Source organism: Carboxydocella sp. JDF658 (assembly GCF_002049395.1).
Lineage (GTDB): Bacteria > Bacillota.
This window is the reverse complement of the sequence record NZ_BDLR01000102.1, coordinates 1-19,501: the sequence shown is the minus strand read 5'-3', so window position 1 is coordinate 19,501 and position 19,501 is coordinate 1. Positions and strand designations below refer to the sequence as shown.

Here is a 19,501-nt window from a genome sequence, read left to right as displayed (position 1 = left end):
GAAAGAAGGGGTTGAGGGCTTTTGTTTTTTATTCTTTAACTTTTAGATTGAGCATCATGCCGAGATCTTCATGTTCGAGATTATGGCAATGAAACAGGTAAACCTGATCTCCGGTGAAATCATGGGTGAAGTCGATGGCTATCCTTACTGTTTCCCCTGGCCAAATTAAAACCGTATCTTTCCAACCCAGGTCCATAGCGGTTCGACCACTTTGGTCAATAGCAAGGTCCTGTACTTGTTTCGGGCTATTCAAACGCTGCAGAACTTGAAACATAAAACCATGCAAATGCATCGGATGAGGCATGCTTTTTTTATCATTAGCAATTTCCCATATTTCTTTGCTGTGTTTCTTAACAATTACAGGAAACTGCGATATATTAAAAGTTTGACCATTAATTTGCCACTGTTTACCTGTAAATGATAACCTGAATTTTCTGGTCAATGAATCCTTAATATTAATTGGTTTTAGGCTAGATAAGTTTTGGGGAATTTTAAACGTTTTTTCTGTTTCCCGGTGGATGACAATTTTGAGTATATTAATTTCTTCTCCTGCTTTTAATGAATCATGTTGCATACCCATATTATCCATGTTTTCTGCATCTTCATTGTCCATAGGGTCGAAGGCCAGGCTTTTAAAAAACAATTCCTCACCGGTATTGAATGAGGTGAAATCAACCAGTATGTCAGCTCTTTCCCCTGGAGAGATAAAAAATTTATTAATTTTGTATGGTTTATCAAGAAGACCACCATCAGTTCCTATTAAGTAGATAGGGATAAAATCCCTTCGCTGTTCACTATGCAACGATAAACAATAGATTCTGGCATTAGAACCATTTAATATCCTGAAACGATAAAATTTTTTGGCTACTTTGAGGAGCGGATTTAAAGTTAAGTTTACCAGAACTTTGTTTCCATGAAAACCCATTATCTTTTCCATATCATCAGGGTTATATAGTATGTTACCTGCTTGGTCAAAACGCTTATCCTGGATTACCAGAGGTATGTCGTTTTTTCCCAGTTCCAATTCCAGAGATTGACGCAGCTGCAGTTCCTCCTCATCTTCAACCAGTAGAATTCCCGCTAATCCTTTATATGCCTGTTTTGCAGTAAGGTTTTCTGGATGAGGGTGATACCAGTATGTACCACCACGATTTTTCACTTTAAATTTATACTCATACCTTTCACCAGGTTTAATAGCATAAGCAGGATGACCATCCATTTTATCTTCCACCATTAAACCATGCCAGTGAATTATAGTATCTTCGGATAGACCGTTCTCCAGGGTGACCCTGAGTTCCTGGCCTTTTTGCACCAATATTGTTGGGTTAATTAGAGTTTTTTCCTGGTGTTTTATTTTATATACATTTAATAAAGATTCTTTCTCATTGACGATTTTTAATTTCGCTGTACCTGCTTCTATTTTAAAATTTTCAGAATCGGGTTTATAAAGAGCTAGAGGTCCAGCGGTGTCAGGAACAATCAAAGGGGTGACAAAACTTTTCGGTGTTTTGGTTGAGTGAATGGTACAGCCTTCAAGGATAGCTCCGATTCCTCCTGTGAGCAAAGAAAATCCTGCAAAGCCGGAATATCTTAAAAAATCGCGCCTGTTTATCCTGTGCATAGCATTACCTCCTTTTGACATCATTTTACATGTCGAATGTGGAGATTCTGTGTAGAGAAAGTGACTTAGTTCGCAAATTTTTCACGGTTTTTACATAAAATCTACACAAATTTGTTGTTGAATATTATCGTAGAAAGAAATTAGCTACACTAAAATAATTGAAACTACGACAGGAGGTGATAAATTTGGCGTTTCCCAAGAAAATCCTGGTAGTAGATGACGAGAAAAAAATTGTTGAGGTTATTACCTCTTACCTGCAAAAAGGAGGTTATAAGGTAGATTGTGCCTTTGATGGGAGCCAGGCGTTGAAGAGGTTTCAATTATTTAATCCCGACTTGATTATTTTGGATTTAATGTTGCCTGATATCAGTGGTGAAAAAGTTTGTATGGAGATAAGAAAGAAATCCGGGGTTCCCATTATTATGCTAACTGCTAAAAGTCAGGTAGAATCCAGAATCAATGGCTTGGAATTAGGGGCAGACGATTATATTGTCAAACCTTTCAGCCCCCAGGAATTAATGGCCCGGGTGAGAGCAATATTAAGAAGGACAGATGACTCTGAGCAGATAAAGTCAGATAAATTGACTTTTGCCAATGGCTATTTAGAAATTGATACAATTACCCATGAAGTTAAAGTGGAGGGGAAACATATAAATTTAACTCCCAGTGAATACAAGATTTTGATAACCATGTGTAAAAACCCGCAACGGGTTTTTAGCCGGGATGAATTGGTAATCAGGGTTTTCGGTTATGATTACACCGGTAATGAACGTGCTATTGATACTCATATCAAAAATCTTCGACAGAAAATTGAAAAGGACAGCAAACACCCTCAGTTTATTTTAACAGTGCATGGCTTTGGTTATAAATTCGGAGGAGGAGGCTGATAATTCTGCGTTTGCGCTGGTTGATGCTGTTAACCCATGGTGCATTGGCGGTAGTGACAATTTTTCTGGTTACCCTTGCCACGCACATGCTGATCAACGAGCATTTTTTAAATTATATCCATGAACTGCAGAGTGAGGAACATCTTAAAATTGTAAAAGAATTTACCGAATTTTACAGGGATGGTAAATGGAATCGGGAGCAAATCAGCAAATCAGGTCAGGAAATGTTGGCGAAAGGTTATTTAATAACTCTAACAGATAGCCAGGGTCAGACCCTGTGGTCACCGCAACAGATTGATCCACAAACATACCGGCAGACGCTGGAACAGATCCAGGCACGGGCAGGGGTATATTTTAAAACTGTCAAGCCTTCGTTGATTACTAAAGAATATCCGCTTAAAGGCCCGGATAATTTGTCCATTGGGAAATTAACAATTAGTTATTATGATACTTATTTTTTAAATGAACATGACATCCTTTTCTTAAATTCATTGAATAAATCGTTGCTAGTAATAGCTGGAATTTCTTTTTTGATGGTTTTATTGTTCAGTACCCGAATTTCTGAAACAATGGGCCGTCAATTAGGGGCAATAGTAGAAGCGGCTAAAGAGATAGCGTCAAGACGGCAAAGTTTTCGCGATAAATTGATCGATACTAAAATCAGTGAAATAAAAGAATTGGCCTATGCAATAAAACAACTGGAAGAGGATTTGCGAGAACAGGAGGAAAGCAATAAGCGATTAACTGCAGATATAGCCCATGAGCTGCGAACACCTTTAGCAACCTTGCAAAGTCATCTAGAGGCTTTAATAGAGGGGATTTGGGAGCCAACCAGAGAACGGTTAATCAGCTGTCATGAGGAAATTTTAAGAATGACCAGTCTGGTAAATGATCTGGAAAAACTTAATAAATACGATACCGGACAAATAGAACTCAATAAAGTTAAGTTTGATTTGTCAAGTTTGGTAAATAACATTATAACTAATTTTCAACGGGATTTCTATAAAAAAAAGATTGCCCTGACTTTCAGCGGGCAGCCGTGTGAAATCATTGCTGACCGGGAAAAAATTGGGCAAGTTGTTGTTAACTTATTAACCAATAGTTTGAAATATACTCCGGAAGGTGGTGAGGTTTTTATTAATGTGTTTCAACGGGGCGGCTTGAGCCACATCGTTGTAAATGACAACGGTATAGGTATTGCTAAAAAGGATCTACCCTATATTTTTGACCGTTTATATCGAGCAGATGCTTCCCGCGCTCGTTCTACCGGAGGTGCCGGTATCGGTTTGGCTATTGTCAAGGCTATTGTAGAGGCTCATCAAGGGAAAATACAGGTTACCAGTGAGGTGGGGAAGGGGACAGAAGTTATTGTAACCATACCCAATAAATAAAAACAAAGGAGGAAAAAAGAATGAGGGTATTAAAGTGGATTTTGGGGTCGTTAATTGTTGTTTTGGTAGTAATTGTCGCAGTGGGAGGAGCTTTAGTAGGGTTCAATCACGGTAATTCCAATGGGCATAATGTAGCGCAGCAACAGAACCAGGACCAGATGCAAGAACAGATACCGAAAGAAAAGCCAAAAGATGCCAGCGAACAAACCCCCAAGATTATTGTTAAGGAAATCGCCGCTCCGGAAGAGACTTTGAAAAAAATGGAGGAAGCAAATTCAATTATTAAACAGGGAGCAGAGTTGATTTTAGGTGGGCAAATGTATGATAGCCAGCCACAGGCGGGAGATTTGCCCGGGGAGAAGAATGGGGGACAGACGAAAAAAAGTGATGGGGTTGATATGGAGAAAATCCATACCGGTATTTACAAGATGGCCCAGGGGTTAACTTTGCTGGATATAGCGCAAAAAGCAATGGCTCAGGATATAAACCAAACCCGGCAAGCCGGAGTAAATTACTACCTGGTTCAACCGCAACAGCCTCAATCCTATTACTATCCAGTATATCCTTATCCGGTCCAACCTTATCAGAACTATGTGCCATATCAATATCCCGGTACCCAGCCCAATATCCAGCCCAATACCCAACCCAATACCCAATCTAACAATCAGATGGCCAGCGGACATCAGAACGCCAGCCATACAGGAGGATTGGGTGGTTTAGCTAACTTACTCAACGTCAATTCAGTAGTATACGTAATTTATGGAATCTTGTTCTTATCTCTGTTCGGTATTTTTGCTTCCCTGGTCGGGTTTATTAACAGCCTGCTTAAGCCCCAGGCGCAGGCAGGAAAGAGTGATGTCTGATGCTAAGTGAACTGAAAAATAATGAGCTCATAAGGGTCTTGCTGGTACTGGTACTAGGATTAATCTTTTTTGATTTACTCTTTTCCCTGCTCTTCGGTCCCAATCAGATGATGGTCAAATATACAGGGATAATTAACGTTGTTATCCAGTTATTAATGCTTGTTCTGGTAGGAATGTTTATTTACGGGTTTTACAGTTTGCTGAAAGAACAGGCTGGACCGCTGTGGCAACAATTAGTTAGGCAGGTGGACAGCAGGAGGGTGTGTCTAAATTGTGGGCAGAAATTGGGGAACCACTGGAATTGTTGTCCCTATTGTGGGAGTGAGGCGGCAAGTGAAAGAAATTAAGCTTGATTTTCTCCTGCACTGGTTGTATGCAGTTGTCTTCGGTTTATTGCTGATTAGCGGCCTGGTGTTGATGGGGGCTAAAACTGGCTGGTTGATGGATTATCAACTGGCCTGGGCCGATTATTTACACCGGACTCTGGCCGCAGTATTTATACTGCTGACTCTAGTCGCCGTTTTCATTGAGGTAACCAAGTTATCAGGTCATTATCAGGGAAGTACTGCCTGGCTGGTGGTAAAAAAATCAGGGATGGGTATTTTCGTACTGGTATCAACATTACTTTTTGCCTTCAGCGGAATTTTGATTTGGGTTTGTGAAGGTTTTTCTCATGTTACTCTTGCTTTTGCAGTAGTAATCCATGATCTTTTAACCCTTATTTCAGTGCCGGTAATAATTTGGCACATATACGATAAGGCCCACGGTTTACCGCTGGAACTGGGGGAAGGATAAAATGTTAAAAAAAAGCTGGTATAAATTATTAGCTTGGTTTAGTGCTACTTTTTATTTTTTTGTCATGACCGGAGTGATTATATCCCTTTTTAGTCCAGGACCGACGGAGGAACAAACGATGAGGTGGATGCATGGCATGATGAGTGCCATGCATAACTCTCTCATGGGCTGGGCTTTAGAAAATCATGGTTTTGTCAGTGCCTTGTTGACCAAAACCGGAGCTCTGGTATTCCCGGCGATTTTTGCCGGAGCCTTTATTGGGGCCATCCTCAAGATGAGGAGGGTGCGAAAGAATGGATAAAAAATCGAGTTTTTGGATTCTGGTGATTTTATTTGGCTTTCTAACTTTGGCCGGTTTGTTTGCTAACCGGCAAAACCTGTCGGAACAGATGACCGGTATGGGACTGAGTATGGGAGGGATGATGAAAGTCCATCATGCCGGGCAAATCACGCCAGCTATTTTACTAAGGCAGGGAGCAGAAGACCACGGTATGGGGAATTTATCCGGACACCATCTATTAACATCATTGCTGGAAGGGATGGCTTTTTTGACTACTGTGGCAATATTTTTGCTTGTACCTATTTTAGCCGGTGGAGTGGTCTTGTTGTTAGTACTTTGGTTTTAGCGGGGTGAAGGATATGTATAACCTGGCTCAGGTGGGAAATCTATATGTTTATTTAATGATAGTGGTAATGGTAATTGGTCTGGGGTTGCTGGCATTGAAGGCAATTGACCGGACGCTGGTCTGGGCTGAACCAGAAACTGGAAAAAGAACAAGTCGTTCTAAAGGGCAACAGCCACAATGGTTACGGCTTGCCTATATTTCAGCTGCGTTTTTGTTTTTGAGCGTATTTTCGTTAGGAGTATTACAAACTCTTGGAGCAGGACAGGAGAATCATAATCATGGCAGCAGTAGTAATTTTTCGCCCGTAATGCAACCGGTTAATTATGGCGCTATTATTGCGAATATGGATTGGCAGTTGGAAGTTATGGAGAATCAGCTTAATCAGATGGAAAAAATTTTTTTCGCAGATTTTTCCCATTCTCCATAAAAACTCCATAACGTTGTTTTAGGATTAAACTAGAGCAAGAGAAGAAAGGAGGTAATGGTATGAACAACAAGGGAATGATTGCTGCAATTGTAGTCGTTTCCCTGGCGATCATAGGCGCAATTGGATATTTCATTCATCATTTGTCTACAGGACAAATGTAAAGAACTGCTGACTTTTCTACAGAAAGGCAGGTGACAGGGATGGGTAAGCCACAAGAAAACAACACCAACTGGAAAAATGCAGTAATTGTGTTAGGTGGGGTACTTTTATTATGGTTGATTTTTTCCCAGATATCTTCAACTCCAGGAACGTATAGGGAATATTTACCAGGGACAGCGGCTACAGGTGTAGCTATAGGAGGATTATTATTTGGTTTGATCAATTTAACAATCAAAATTTTATGGATACTGGTTCTGGTAGGGGTTCTGGCAGGATTGTACGAATGGGGTAAACAGTATTTGGCCGAGTTTAATACTATCGATTTCAGTCTGCTTGTGGACAAAATAAAGGGGAATCAATTGGTATGCCCCAAATGCGGAGAACGCTTAACGGAAGAATTTCGTTTTTGCCCCCGGTGTAAAGAAAGTTTGAAAAAAGACTGTTTCCAGTGTGGTAAGGAATTATTGGCCGGATGGGAATACTGTCCCAGCTGCGGCCAGGCAATAGAAAACAACAAAGAGGGGGGGAAGAACAATGAACAAGTGGTTTAAATTAGCCTTGTTTTCCTTCATTGCGATAATCATCTTAAACCTTATCCTTGATCTGTTTTTCGGCCCTTGGGGTTTCATTAATCAAGGCGGGCATATGAATTATATGCCGTATGGTCGACCAATGCATAACTATTACCAGATGCCAATGCATTAAAGAAAGGAGGTGTTGAAGAGTATGGAGAACAAGTGGCTTAGATTGGCGGTAGTCTCCCTGGCAGGCCTGGTTTTCAGTATTCTGGGCTTAAATTTAATCCAGGCCATATCAGGTGGTGACAGTAGCGCCCATGGCGGTTCGGCAATGGTACACGGACAACAGGGAGCTGCAGTTGTTCAGTACCAGGGTCAGGCATTTGAAGGTTATCCCAATCACAACTATATGGGGAATATGCCTCAGCACTTCCAGATGAACCAGGGGCAAGCAGAATATTACAATAATATGTTGCCTGCTATGTACTACAACATGCAAATGATGAGAATGCAGATGCAGCAAATGCGGCAGACGCTACATCAATTACACGAGCAAATGAAAGCCAATATGAATAGCGGTATGTCCAATATGCCTATGATGTAAGTCAAATAGAAGTAAGTAAAAGGAGGAATGGACGATGATGATGATGATGGGCGGAATGGGCGGTTCTGGCGGCTCTATGGACAACATGGGAATGGATATGGATATGATGGGTTCTATGTCCCAAGGACAAATGCCAATGGACCAAATGGCAATGGGGCCTATGTCGATGGGACAAATGCCGATGGGGCCAATGCCAATGGAACAAATGGCGGCGGGACAAATGCCCATGGGGCACATGCCGGTATACGGGCAGTTCAACATTTCCGGCAGTGTGGGACATATGCCTTATGACCCAAGTGTTATGACTGGCATGGCCAATCACATGCAGACCAACGCATCAGGTTTTGGTTTGCAAAACGGGGATTTTACCGGATTGCTGACAGGGATTTTCAATTTTGCCATATACCTATTTGCCATTTTATTGATTGTTGGATTAGTAGTGGGACTGGTAGTCTTTTTGAAAAAGTATCTCACCGAGGGAGATAACAAGAGTGTATTCTTTAAAAACAATCAGGCCCGGGCTTATTGTGTCAAATGCGGAAAGGGCTTGAATGCTGACTGGCAGCACTGTCCTACCTGCGGAACTACTGTAAACAGGGTACAAACTGTAAATGAAGCCCCAAATACCCCTAATGCTGAACCACAAACTGTGTAATAATGGACAAGGCCGCTGAATTTTGAAAGCGGCCTTGTTTTTTGTTATGATTAATAAAGAAGGAGGGTGAAAAGGAAATGATTTTTACCTGGTTTCCCGTGGGTATGTTGGGAGCCAACTGTTATCTGCTCGGCGATAAGGAAAGCCGGGAAGCGCTGGTTGTGGATCCAGGTGGGGATGTCCCCCGGATTCTGCAGGAACTGAACAAACAGGGGTTGAAGCTGAAATATATCGTTAATACCCATGGGCATTACGACCATGTGGCTGGCAATGACCAGTTAAGGGAAGCTACAGGAGCCGAGGTGCTAATCCACAGCCTGGATGCGGAAATGCTGACCAGCAGCCGCGGGAATCTATCCTTGCTGATGGGGTTTAATCTGGCCCTCAAACCAGCCGACCGGACCCTGGCAGAGGGGGATATCCTTCGCCTGGGGGAAATTGAGTTGAAAGTTCTGCATACGCCGGGCCATACCCCGGGAGGCATTTGTTTACAAGGGGCTGGTTTTGTGATCGTCGGCGATACCCTTTTTGCCGGCAGTATCGGCCGCACCGATTTTCCCGGCGGCAGTTATACCCAGCTGCTGCAGTCCATCCGCAACCGTTTACTGACCCTGCCCGATGAGACAGAGGTATATTGCGGGCATGGGCCTCAGACTACCATTGGGGAAGAAAAGGTCAGTAATCCTTTTCTCTAAGAAGGAGGTGAGCGAAGATGGCCGTATTCCAGTGCACCCAGTGCGGTTATGAAAAGGAAGGGCGCTGTAAGCCGAAAAAGTGTCCCCAGTGCGAGGGCAAAGACACCTTTGTCAAAAAGGAACAGTAATGTGATGTAAAACACAGGACCATTCCCTGCTATCTGTTATAATGATGGTGGGGGTGGTTTTTGTGTTGAAGGGAGATTTAGCGACAACGGCAATGGGCATTATGCCCCACACCGACATTGAACAAGCTCTGGATCTGGCTTTGTCCCTGGATATTCCGTTCTGGCCGCAATTGCCTAAAGTGAGTTACTATGAGGATATGTATGTACAGATTACCGAGCATTTTCCCGGCATCAGCATTGACGAGCAGAACCAGAGGGTAAATTACAGTCTGCCAGCTTTTTATAATGAACTGGAGAATTATCTTTTGTTGACAGAAGATGAAAATAACTTTACTTTGACAGAAAAATATTCTGTGGTTTACCGCCGTTTTCTGGCCCGGGATTTAAAGTCTTACCAGGCTATTCGGGGCCAGGCTATTGGCCCGGTCAGCATGGGCTTGAAAATCACTGATGAGGAGCGTAAGCCCATCATCTATCATCCAGAAGTGCGGGAGCTCTTATTCGATTTCGTGGCCCGCAAAGTGAATGTCCAGTACCGGGAACTGACGGCCAAAAATCCCAATGCTTTTGTCTGGCTGGATGAGCCGGGGTTGGAGATAATCTTCGGTTCCTTTTCCGGCTATACCAGTGAGAGGGCGAGGGAGGATTACGCCCGTTTTCTCACCATGCTGGAGGGGCCGAAAGGAGTGCATCTCTGCGGCAACCCGGACTGGGCCTTTCTGCTGCGGGAGATTGAGCTGGATATTTTATCCCTGGATGCCCTGGGCTGTGGCCGCATTTTCTCCCGCTATACCGGGGAAATCAAGGCCTTTCTGGATCGGGGCGGAATTATTGCCTGGGGAATTATTCCTACCCTGACTGCTGAACAGGAGCAATATGCTCTGCCTTATTTGCTCGGCAAACTGGAGGAATACTGGGATTATCTGGCCCAGCACGGTGTAGACCGGGAGCTACTAGTAAAACAGGCCTGGCTGGCTCCGGCTCGCTGTTGTTTGATCAATGCTGATGGGGATGCCACCGTGACCAGGGCCTTTCGGTTGTTAAAGGAACTGGCCAAGAAATTGAAGGAAAAGTATACAGTATAAATTTGTTTAAACTGTTGTCAACAATAACAACCTGTTGTATTATAGCATTGTAAAATTCAGTACGATGAAGTACTCCAAGGCGATGGGGCTTTTCAGAAGGTGGGATTCTGAAAAGCCTTTTTTGCATTAACAAATGAAAATAGGGTGCAGGGAAGTGCCTACTGTGGCAACGGAGTCATTCGCGAAGCAATTGCGAATGACTCCGTTTTTTGTTGGAGAGGAGCGAAGAATTATACTTTAACAATTCAGGAGGCGATATTAATGCGACAAATAGCTATTTATGGAAAAGGCGGGATAGGCAAGTCTACAACCACCCAGAATTTGACGGCAGCTCTGGCGGAAGCAGGAAAAAAGGTAATGATTGTGGGCTGTGACCCCAAAGCTGATTCCACCCGTTTGATTCTACATGGGCTGGCCCAGAGAACGGTACTGGATGTGTTGCGGGAAGAAGGCGAGGGCATGGTAGAGCTGGAAGATATTATGAAACTGGGTTTTGGTGGTATTAAGTGCGTGGAATCCGGTGGACCAGAACCCGGGGTGGGATGTGCCGGTCGGGGTATTATTACTGCCATTAATATGCTGGAGAACCTGGATGCCTATGAACAGGAGCTGGACTACGTTTTCTACGATGTTCTGGGGGATGTGGTTTGCGGAGGTTTCGCCATGCCGATTCGGGAAGGCAAGGCCAAGGAAATCTATATTGTTACCAGTGGGGAAATGATGGCAATGTATGCGGCCAACAACATTTGCAAGGGTATCCGTAAATATGCTCACCAGGGCGGGGTGCGTCTCGGTGGTATTATCTGCAACAGTAGAAAAGTTGAAAACGAAGAGGAAATGATCAGAGCTTTTTGCAAAAAACTGGGAACACAGCTGATTCAGTTTATACCCAGGGACAATATAGTGCAACGGGCTGAGATCAATAAAAAGACTGTGATTGATTATGACCCAACAGCCCCTCAGGCTGATGTGTATCGCAGTCTGGCAAAAAATATCGATGAAAATGACATGTTTGTTATTCCTACTCCTCTACATCAGGATGAGCTGGAGAAATTGCTGATTGAATACGGGTTACTGGATTAACAAACTGAGAAGGGGTGGAACTATGGCTATAGAAAAAGCAAGGCACAAGCAGATCCTTGAAAAGATGTTAGAACATTATCCGTCTAAAATTGCCAAGGAAAGAAAACAACATATGGTGGTAATTGACCCGGCTGCTCCTGACCAGCACATTCTGGCGGATGTTTCCACTATTCCTGGCATTATGACCAACCGGGGCTGTACTTATGCCGGCTGTAAAGGAGTGGTGATGGGACCGATCAAAAACGTTTTGCATATAACCCATGGCCCGATTGGTTGCGGTTTCTATACCTGGAACACGAGAAGACATTTTGCCACTCCCGAAGAAGGTTATGATTATTTCAATCACTATTGCCTCTCCACTGATATGCAGGAAAAGGACATTGTTTTCGGTGGAGAAAAGAAGCTCTATCAGGCGATAAAGGAAGCTTATGAAATCTTTAAACCTAAATACATCGGGATTTATGCTACTTGCCCTGTGGGCTTAATCGGAGATGATATTCATTCCGTAGCAAAAAAGGCCGAAGAGGAACTGGGGGTGAAAGTGCTGGCTTTCAGCTGTGAAGGGTACAAAGGCGTAAGCCAGTCAGCAGGCCACCATATTGCCAATAACGGAGTGATTACCAGGGTTGTAGGGACTCAGGAACTGGAAAATCCAACTCCATTTGATATTAATATCTTCGGTGAATATAACATCGGGGGTGATGTCTGGGTCATTAAGCCCTTGCTGGAGCGAATCGGCTACCGGGTAGTCAGCGTGTTTACCGGTGATGCCAAATACGAGGACCTGGCCAGAGCTCATCAGGCTAAACTATCTATCCTGATGTGTCACCGTTCCATCAATTATTCCAACCAGATGATGGAGCAAAAATATGGAGTGCCCTGGTTGAAAGTTAACTACATCGGTATTGAAGCAACCATTAGATCTTTAAGGGAAATGGCCAGGTTTTTTGATGATCCACAATTAACCGCTAATACGGAAAAAGTGATAGCCGAGGAACTGGCGGCCATTCAGCCGCAACTGGAATACTACCGGCAACGGCTAAAAGGCAAAAAGGTTATGATTTTTACCGGTGGTTCCCGTTCTCATCATTATCAGGAGCTTTGCGCTGATTTAGGGATGGAAGTTATTATGGCGGGCTACCAGTTTGCCCACCGGGATGATTATGAGGGTAGAAAAATCATTCCTGAAATCAAACCCCATCCCTATCATAAAACCATTGATGATTATACCTTTAAGCTGCAACCAGGCCATAAACCCCCTTTTGATGAACAGTTTATTGAGCGCAAAAAACATGAACTACCTGACCACCTGATGAATTACGAAGGCATGATGGTGCACATGAAAGAAGGGGCCTTTGTAATAGATGATCTTAACCACTATGAAACTGAGTTTCTAATTAAAGAAATTAAACCTGATCTGTTTTTGTCCGGGATTAAGGACCGGTATGTGACCCAGAAAATGGGCATACCTTCCCGCCAGCTCCATTCTTACGACTATAGCGGGCCCTATACTGGCTTTCAAGGAGCAATCCAATTTGCCCGGGATATGGATATGGCTATTAACAATCCCCTGTGGAAACAAATTACTCCACCCTGGGCAAGTATGTAAACAGGAGGGGAAAAAGATGAAGGCAGTCAATTACGCTGTTGAGCGGGAAGCATTAGTCGTTAATCCCGTTAAAACCTGTCAACCCATTGGAGCCGTTTATGCGGCTCTGGGGATTCATGGCTGTATGCCTCACAGCCACGGATCCCAGGGTTGTGCCTCTTATCTGCGCATGCATTTATCCAGGCATTTTCGGGAACCGGCCCTCTGTACAACCAGCTCCTTTTCTGAAGGCCAGGTGGTCTTTGGGGGAAGTGCCAACTTAAAGCAGGGTATTAAAAACCTGGTTAAGATATATCGACCGCAGGTAGTGGCTGTGCACACTACCTGTTCAGCGGAAACCATTGGGGATGATGTTCCTGGAATTATTGCCGAGCTGAAGAAAACAGGGGAAGTACCGGAAGATTTGATTATCTTCAGTGCCAGTACGCCCAGTTATGTAGGCAGTCATATCACTGGTTTTGCCAATATGATCAAAGCAGCGGTAGAAGCCCTGGCCACACCAGGCGAAAAAAACTCCAGAATCAATTTGCTTCCAGGCTTTGTGAACCCGGGGGATGTGCGGGAAATAAAGCGCATCTTGAGCTTGATGGACATTGACGCTATTGTCTTGCCTGATGTGTCCGGTGTGCTGGATGCGCCCATGACTGGAGAATTAAAGCTTTATCAGGACGGTGGCACCCGGACCGAAGACATTAAAGATATGGCCAATGCTCAGGTTACCATTGCCCTGGGAGAAGAAGCCAATCTCTTAGCTGGAGAGTATCTGGAAGAAAAATTTAAAGTGCCCTTAGAAGTGCTACCTGTGCCGATTGGGGTTGAAAATACAGACCTATTCTTGATGACCCTGGCCAAATATACAGGAAAACCAATTCCGCCTGAATTGGAAGAGGAAAGAGGACGGTTGATGGATATGTTACTGGATGCCCATGCTCACTGGTATGGTAAACGGGTGGCTATCTATGGAGATCCCGACCTTACCCTGGCGCTGGTGGGTATGGCCAAAACCCTGGGCCTGATTCCAGCCTATGTAGTAACCGGAACCAGGAGTGACAGCTGGCAACGGCAGGTTGAGGCCCTGACTCCTGAAGCCAGGGTTGCAAATGGAGCGGATTTATTTACTTTGCATGGCTGGATTAAGGAAGAAAAGGTAGATTTACTGCTGGGCAATACCTACGGAAAATTTATCGCCCGGGAAGAAAAAATACCTCTGGTTCGCGTTGGTTTTCCTGTCCTGGATCGGGCTAATTTGCAGCATTTTCCTCTAGTTGGTTACCGGGGAATGGCCTGGCTGGCCGAGCGTATTGGCAATACCCTGCTTGATTGGAAAGATATGTTTATTGAAAAACACAGATTGGAGCTGGTTCAGTAAGGTTTTTATTCCGGAAAGGAGGGAAAGATTATGGCATTAAACTGTAAAAATATCCTGCTGCCTGACCGGGAAAAACAAATCTGCTACCAGCGTAAGGATAAGGAAGCAGATGTTGTTTGTGATGTAAATTCCCTGGCAGGGGCTTTAAGTCAGAGAGGGTGTGTCTATTGTGGCGCCAGAGTGGTATTAAACCCAATTACTGATGCGGCTCATCTGGTTCACGGGCCAATAGGCTGTGCTGCTTACACCTGGGATATTCGTGGCAGTCTAACCTCCGGACCGGATTTGTATCGTAACAGTTTTTCCACCGATATGCAGGAAAAAGATGTGATTTTCGGCGGGGAAGCCAAATTGGCAGGGGCTTTGCGCGGAATAATTCGCGATTACCGGCCACAGGCAGTATTTGTTTATGCTACTTGTATTGCCGGAATCATTGGCGATGATTTGCAGGCCGTCTGCAAGCAAATTCAAGCTGAAACAGGAATTCGTGTTATTCCGGTGCAGTCAGAAGGATTTATGGGCAACAAATCAGCAGGGTACCGGGCAGCCTGTGACGCCTTATTGAAACTGATCGGCACCCACCCTGCTCCTCCCCCTGTTTCACCCTTAAGTATCAACATTTTAGGAGAGTTTAATCTCGCCGGAGAACTCTGGGTGATCAAAAACTATCTTGAGGCTCTGGGAATAGAGGTGGTTAGCACACTCACTGGAGATGGCCGGGTAGATGAGATTGCCCGCGCTCATACGGCGAAATTAAATGTTGTTCAGTGTGCCGGATCAATGACCTACCTTGCCAGGAAAATGAAAGAAAAATACGGTATTCCTTATCTTCAAGTAAGTTTTGCCGGGTTGCAGGATACAGAACAAGCGTTGATGGATATTGCTCAGTTTTTCGCCAGCCAGGATGAGGAAATCGTATATCGTGCCCGTCGTTTTTGTATAAAACAAAGAGATTTAATCACCTGGGAATTACAACAATACAAGCAGATGCTTAAAGGCAAAAAAGCAGCAGTTTATATGGGAGGAGCATTTAAAACCATCTCTTTAATTAAAATGTTCCGGGATCTGGGAATGGAAGTTGTTATCGCTGGTTCTCAGACGGGGAAAGCTGAGGAATACAAGCAAATTCAGCGTGAGCTTGGAGACACAGGAGTAATAATTGATGATGCTGGAGCCCTGGAGCTATCCGCTTTTTTAGCTGAATTTCAGCCTGATGTTCTTGTTGGAGGTGTTAAAGAACGACCTCTGGCCTATAAGGCGGGTAAGGGGTTTGTGGATTTTAACCATGAACGGAAGAAAAGTTTTGCCGGCTATGAGGGTATGCTCAATTTTGCCCGTGAAGTTGCAGCAACTGTGCTCAGCCCGGTCTGGTCCCAGCTGGTAACTGCTGCCCGGATGACAAGGAGTGATGTCTATGGCTGAGCATGAGTACAAAGCTGTAGTCAATCCTTGCAAACTGTGTATGCCTTTGGGAGCGGTACTGGCATTAAAAGGGGTGGAAGCTACTGTTATCCTCCTGCATGGCTCCCAGGGCTGTGCTACTTATATGAGACGATTTTTAGGCGGACATTTTAATGAACCGGTAGATATAGCTTCCACGGCGTTAACAGAAAAGGACGCCATTTATGGCGGAGGAAGCAATTTGGAGAGAGCTTTTGCCAATATTCTGCGTCAATATCAATCGGTACAGATGATTGGCATTCCTACTACCTGTCTGGCGGAAACTATCGGTGATGATGTAGAACTAATGGTTGAGAAGCTGAAAAAGGAAGGAAAGACAGCCAGCGTGGAGATAGTACCTGTTTCTACCCCCAGTTATGCTGGTACTCATCTGGAAGGTTATTATACAGCGATCTACCAGATAGCCAAACATTTAGTTAAGCCCCCGCAACAAAAAAACTGTTATGATCTTAACTTGATTCCGGGCATAATTTCACCGGCCGATATCCGCTATCTCAAGCGCTTGCTGGCAACCATTGAAGTAGAAGCTGTTATCTTTCCTGATTACTCTGAGACTCTGGATGAGGGAGCTACTATCTCTTATCCTCTTATTCCAGAGGGAGGTACCCCTTTAACTCAAATCCGAAGATTGGCCCAGGCCCGTTATACTATGCAAATGGGATTAAGCTCTTCAAAACTGGAAACTGTGGGAGATTATTTATTAAAGGAATTTGCTGTTCCTTTGGAACGAATACCCTTGCCTGTCGGGCTCAAAGGAACCGATCGTCTTGTGGGTCAACTGCTGAGATTGAAAGGCCTGCAATCCTTGCCGGCGGAAATCGAAAAAGAAAGAAATCGCCTGCTGGATGCCATGGTGGATGCCCACAAAGTTCTCTTCGGCAAACGCCCGGCTATTTATGGAGATGCTGATCTGGTTGAGGCCCTAACTGGCTTTGCCCTGGAACTGGGAATGCAGCCGGCTGTTTTAAGTATTGGCGGTGATAATCCTGAGACTGTCCAGCGCTTAGAACAACTTACCCGAAATTTAACCAGGCGACCTGTAATTTTAAACCGGGCTGATTTTACCGAAATCAGACAGGCAGTTAGACAAAGTAAAGCTGATTTATTGATTGGAGGCTCGGATGGGGAATATATCGAACGGACAGAGGGAATACCCCTGGTTCGGACTGGTTTCCCGGTGGATGACCGATTTGGCAGTCAGCGTCAGTTGATTGTAGGTTATGAAGGAGCAATGCGGTTACTGGATTTGTGGGCCAACGCTTATCTGGAACTTGAACAAAAAAAGTTAAGGAGGGAAACAAAATGTTAATGATCAGGGCGATTATCCGGCCGGAAAGAGAAAAACAAACAGTGGAAGCACTGGCAAATGCCGGTTTTATTTCCTTGACCAAAATGTATGTTTTTGGGCGGGGCAGGCAAAAAGGAATTCAAGTGGGACCAATTGTTTATGACGAGCTTCCTAAAGTTCAATTAATGCTGGTTGTTCAGGATGAAGAAGCAGATAAAGCAGTTAAGATTATTGAAAATACGGCTCGAACCGGCAATATCGGTGATGGTAAAATTTTTGTTTCGCCCGTAGAGGAAGTTTATACTATCAGAACCGGCAGCAAAGGCTTATAGCGGGGAGGGAGAAATTATGAAAGAAGTGATGGCTATTCTCCGCCGCTCTAAAATTCAGGAAACCAAGGCAGCTCTGGATGGTTTGGGGTTTAATGCTTTTCATTTATACAGTGTCAGTGGTCGAGGTAAACAAAAAGGTATTTTAAGTGAAATTGATCCGCCAATGGGAGAAATAATTAGTGAAAGGTATTCCGAGGAGGCGACCTACTCCTTTATTCCCAAACGATTATTGCACATTATAGTTGCTGACGAAGATGTCCAGCAGGTTGTAGACACCATTATCAGAGTCAATCAAACTGGTTATTACGGGGATGGCAAAATCTTTGTCTGTCCTATCAAGGAAGTAGTACGGATTAGGACTTCAGAAAAAGGAAAGGAAGCACTTAAATAGTAAAACGGTGATACTGGAAGGCAAAGGAGCCTCGGTTTTGAGGCTCCTGATTTTTTATAAAGGTGGGAGTAAAGATGTGGTGTGAACAAAAAATAACTGAACATCCTTGCTTAAATAAAGAAGTAGCCGGGAAAAAAGGGCGCGTGCATTTGCCGGTTGCTCCCCGTTGTAATATTAAATGCCGTTATTGTTCGCGGAAATATGATTGTGCCAATGAAAATCGGCCCGGGGTGGCCAGTACTTTGTTAAAACCCTGGCAGGCCATATACAGGCTTAAAGAAATTCTGGAGAAAGACGAACGCATTAGCGTTGTAGGCATAGCTGGACCTGGGGATCCTTTGGCAAATAAAGAAACCTTTGAAACTTTTCGCCTGGTTAATGAACATGCCCCGGGGCTGCTCAAGTGTATAAGTACCAATGGTTTACTGCTACCTGATTATATTGAGGAAATAAAAGCTTTGAGAATCGATAGTTTAACAGTAACTGTTAATGCTGTGGATCCTACCATAGGAAATCAAATCTATGACTGGGTTTTATATAAAGGGCAAATTTTGCGGGGCCTGTCTGGTGCCAGCAAGCTATTATCCAACCAGCTGATGGGAATTGAAGCAGCAGTAAAACATGGGATAGTTGTTAAAGTTAACACAGTTTTAATCCCGGGTATAAATGATCATCACGTGAGCGAAATAGCCCGGGTAATGCGAGACTTAGGGGTATATGTGATGAATATTATGCCATTAATACCTCAGGCGGATTTTGCTCATTTAACCCCTCCTTCTCCGGAAGAATTATTAAGAATCCGCCAGCAAAACAGGGTATTTATACCACAAATGGATCATTGTCGCCAGTGTCGGGCTGATGCTATCGGTTTACTGGGAGAGGAGGAGTCCAATTATGATCAAAAAATTTGCTGTGGCCAGCAGTGATGGAAAAGTTATCAATCAACACTTTGGCAGAGCGGGAAAGTTTTATATTTTTGAGGTTGTGGATGAGGGGTATAAATTAGTGGATATACGAGCCAATCGGCCACCCTGTCCCGTATCAACAGGGGATGAATCTCTGATGGATCAAACTATTGAGCTAATTTCCGACTGCCAGCTGGTTCTGGCAGTTCGCATTGGATTAGGAGCTTTAACCAAATTGAAACAAAAGGGAATCAAGGGGATCTGGGCGCTGGGCCCTATGGTTGCTGAAACTTTTGATCATTATCTTGGCCAATGCGAAAAGGATGGATAGTTATGAGAAGCTGGATTATTATTTTCCTTTTCCTACTTATCACAATAGGCGGTTGGAGCAGGTTAGTCAAACCTGATGCTGTTGAATCGCCAGTTATAGTGGTAGCGGCTGCCAGCAGTTTAAGAGAACCCCTGGATGAAGTGGCAACAAAATATGAACAAAAAAACAAAAACATTAAGATAAAAATTGTCTATGGCGGTTCAGAGACCTTAAAAGAGCAAATATTGCATGGAGCGCAAATAGATCTTTTTCTTTCAGCCGGGATAGAACCTGTTCAG

Annotated in this window: 25 protein-coding genes; 24 read left to right on the top strand and 1 reads right to left on the bottom strand. The window is 43.9% G+C overall.

The features are described 5' to 3' along the window. Positions 1-28: 28 nt before the first annotated feature. Complete coding sequence (locus tag JDF658_RS12145; protein ID WP_159446634.1) at positions 29-1,621, bottom strand: multicopper oxidase family protein; 1,593 nt, start codon at positions 1,619-1,621, stop codon at positions 29-31. Positions 1,622-1,806: 185 nt separating this feature from the next. Between JDF658_RS12145 and JDF658_RS12140 the strand changes: the two genes are divergently transcribed. From JDF658_RS12140 to JDF658_RS12025, 24 genes are all read left to right on the top strand, one after another. Beyond that, positions 1,807-2,508, top strand: coding sequence for a response regulator transcription factor (locus JDF658_RS12140; RefSeq protein ID WP_174183001.1), 702 nt, complete (start codon positions 1,807-1,809; stop codon positions 2,506-2,508). An 11-nt stretch (positions 2,509-2,519) separates the two neighbouring features. Next, entirely contained in the window at positions 2,520-3,899 is a 1,380-nt protein-coding gene (locus JDF658_RS12135) for a cell wall metabolism sensor histidine kinase WalK (protein WP_143312001.1), read from the top strand. A gap of 20 nt (positions 3,900-3,919) precedes the next feature. Next, positions 3,920-4,762, top strand: coding sequence for a hypothetical protein (locus tag JDF658_RS12130; RefSeq protein WP_079907822.1), 843 nt, complete (start codon positions 3,920-3,922; stop codon positions 4,760-4,762). Next, positions 4,762-5,109, top strand: coding sequence for a hypothetical protein (locus JDF658_RS12125; RefSeq protein ID WP_079907821.1), 348 nt, complete (start codon positions 4,762-4,764; stop codon positions 5,107-5,109). The genes JDF658_RS12130 and JDF658_RS12125 overlap by 1 nt, the downstream gene beginning before the upstream one ends. Next, positions 5,096-5,557: a hypothetical protein gene (locus tag JDF658_RS12120; protein WP_078665341.1), complete on the top strand. Its 462-nt coding sequence runs from the start codon at positions 5,096-5,098 to the stop codon at positions 5,555-5,557. The genes JDF658_RS12125 and JDF658_RS12120 overlap by 14 nt, the downstream gene beginning before the upstream one ends. 118 nt (positions 5,558-5,675) lie before the next feature. Continuing rightward, on the top strand, positions 5,676-5,858 hold the full coding sequence (locus JDF658_RS14270) for a hypothetical protein (protein WP_143312000.1): 183 nt from the start codon (positions 5,676-5,678) through the stop codon (positions 5,856-5,858). After that, a complete protein-coding gene (locus tag JDF658_RS12110) occupies positions 5,851-6,183 on the top strand; it encodes a hypothetical protein (protein ID WP_078665339.1) in 333 nt (110 codons plus the stop codon). The genes JDF658_RS14270 and JDF658_RS12110 overlap by 8 nt, the downstream gene beginning before the upstream one ends. Before the next feature lie 13 nt (positions 6,184-6,196). Then, positions 6,197-6,610 (top strand): hypothetical protein, encoded by a 414-nt coding sequence (locus JDF658_RS12105; RefSeq protein ID WP_079907819.1) that lies wholly within the window; start codon positions 6,197-6,199, stop codon positions 6,608-6,610. Between the two features lie 200 nt (positions 6,611-6,810). Beyond that, positions 6,811-7,320 (top strand): zinc ribbon domain-containing protein, encoded by a 510-nt coding sequence (locus tag JDF658_RS12100; protein WP_079907818.1) that lies wholly within the window; start codon positions 6,811-6,813, stop codon positions 7,318-7,320. Positions 7,321-7,495: 175 nt separating this feature from the next. After that, positions 7,496-7,891: a hypothetical protein gene (locus tag JDF658_RS12095; RefSeq protein WP_079907816.1), complete on the top strand. Its 396-nt coding sequence runs from the start codon at positions 7,496-7,498 to the stop codon at positions 7,889-7,891. A 34-nt stretch (positions 7,892-7,925) separates the two neighbouring features. Beyond that, a complete protein-coding gene (locus JDF658_RS12090) occupies positions 7,926-8,546 on the top strand; it encodes a hypothetical protein (RefSeq protein ID WP_079907814.1) in 621 nt (206 codons plus the stop codon). 77 nt (positions 8,547-8,623) lie between these two features. Continuing rightward, on the top strand, positions 8,624-9,241 hold the full coding sequence (locus JDF658_RS12085; RefSeq protein ID WP_079907812.1) for an MBL fold metallo-hydrolase: 618 nt from the start codon (positions 8,624-8,626) through the stop codon (positions 9,239-9,241). A gap of 17 nt (positions 9,242-9,258) precedes the next feature. Then, complete coding sequence (locus JDF658_RS15040; RefSeq protein ID WP_078665333.1) at positions 9,259-9,369, top strand: RCKP-type rubredoxin-like domain-containing protein; 111 nt, start codon at positions 9,259-9,261, stop codon at positions 9,367-9,369. Positions 9,370-9,431: 62 nt separating this feature from the next. Then, positions 9,432-10,454 carry a hypothetical protein gene (locus JDF658_RS12075; protein ID WP_242946676.1) on the top strand — a complete coding sequence of 341 codons (1,023 nt, stop codon included), beginning with the start codon at positions 9,432-9,434 and terminating at the stop codon, positions 10,452-10,454. Positions 10,455-10,715: 261 nt separating this feature from the next. Then, positions 10,716-11,537 carry a nitrogenase iron protein gene (nifH, locus tag JDF658_RS12070; protein WP_078665332.1) on the top strand — a complete coding sequence of 274 codons (822 nt, stop codon included), beginning with the start codon at positions 10,716-10,718 and terminating at the stop codon, positions 11,535-11,537. A gap of 22 nt (positions 11,538-11,559) precedes the next feature. After that, on the top strand, positions 11,560-13,146 hold the full coding sequence (gene nifD / locus JDF658_RS12065; RefSeq protein WP_079907810.1) for a nitrogenase molybdenum-iron protein alpha chain: 1,587 nt from the start codon (positions 11,560-11,562) through the stop codon (positions 13,144-13,146). 16 nt (positions 13,147-13,162) lie between these two features. Beyond that, entirely contained in the window at positions 13,163-14,515 is a 1,353-nt protein-coding gene (gene nifK, locus JDF658_RS12060) for a nitrogenase molybdenum-iron protein subunit beta (RefSeq protein ID WP_079907809.1), read from the top strand. 30 nt (positions 14,516-14,545) lie between these two features. After that, positions 14,546-15,937, top strand: coding sequence for a nitrogenase iron-molybdenum cofactor biosynthesis protein NifE (nifE, locus tag JDF658_RS12055; RefSeq protein ID WP_078665329.1), 1,392 nt, complete (start codon positions 14,546-14,548; stop codon positions 15,935-15,937). Next, complete coding sequence (locus JDF658_RS12050; protein ID WP_159446633.1) at positions 15,930-17,285, top strand: nitrogenase component 1; 1,356 nt, start codon at positions 15,930-15,932, stop codon at positions 17,283-17,285. The genes nifE and JDF658_RS12050 overlap by 8 nt, the downstream gene beginning before the upstream one ends. Beyond that, entirely contained in the window at positions 17,279-17,596 is a 318-nt protein-coding gene (locus JDF658_RS12045) for a P-II family nitrogen regulator (RefSeq protein ID WP_078665327.1), read from the top strand. The genes JDF658_RS12050 and JDF658_RS12045 overlap by 7 nt, the downstream gene beginning before the upstream one ends. Before the next feature lie 16 nt (positions 17,597-17,612). Next, positions 17,613-17,987 carry a P-II family nitrogen regulator gene (locus JDF658_RS12040; protein WP_078665326.1) on the top strand — a complete coding sequence of 125 codons (375 nt, stop codon included), beginning with the start codon at positions 17,613-17,615 and terminating at the stop codon, positions 17,985-17,987. Positions 17,988-18,061: 74 nt separating this feature from the next. Continuing rightward, complete coding sequence (locus tag JDF658_RS12035) at positions 18,062-18,913, top strand: radical SAM protein (protein ID WP_079907806.1); 852 nt, start codon at positions 18,062-18,064, stop codon at positions 18,911-18,913. Further along, a complete protein-coding gene (locus JDF658_RS12030) occupies positions 18,882-19,223 on the top strand; it encodes a NifB/NifX family molybdenum-iron cluster-binding protein (RefSeq protein ID WP_159071947.1) in 342 nt (113 codons plus the stop codon). The genes JDF658_RS12035 and JDF658_RS12030 overlap by 32 nt, the downstream gene beginning before the upstream one ends. Positions 19,224-19,225: 2 nt before the next feature. Then, the coding region (locus JDF658_RS12025; protein ID WP_159446632.1) for a substrate-binding domain-containing protein at positions 19,226-19,501 on the top strand (276 nt) is incomplete at its 3' end.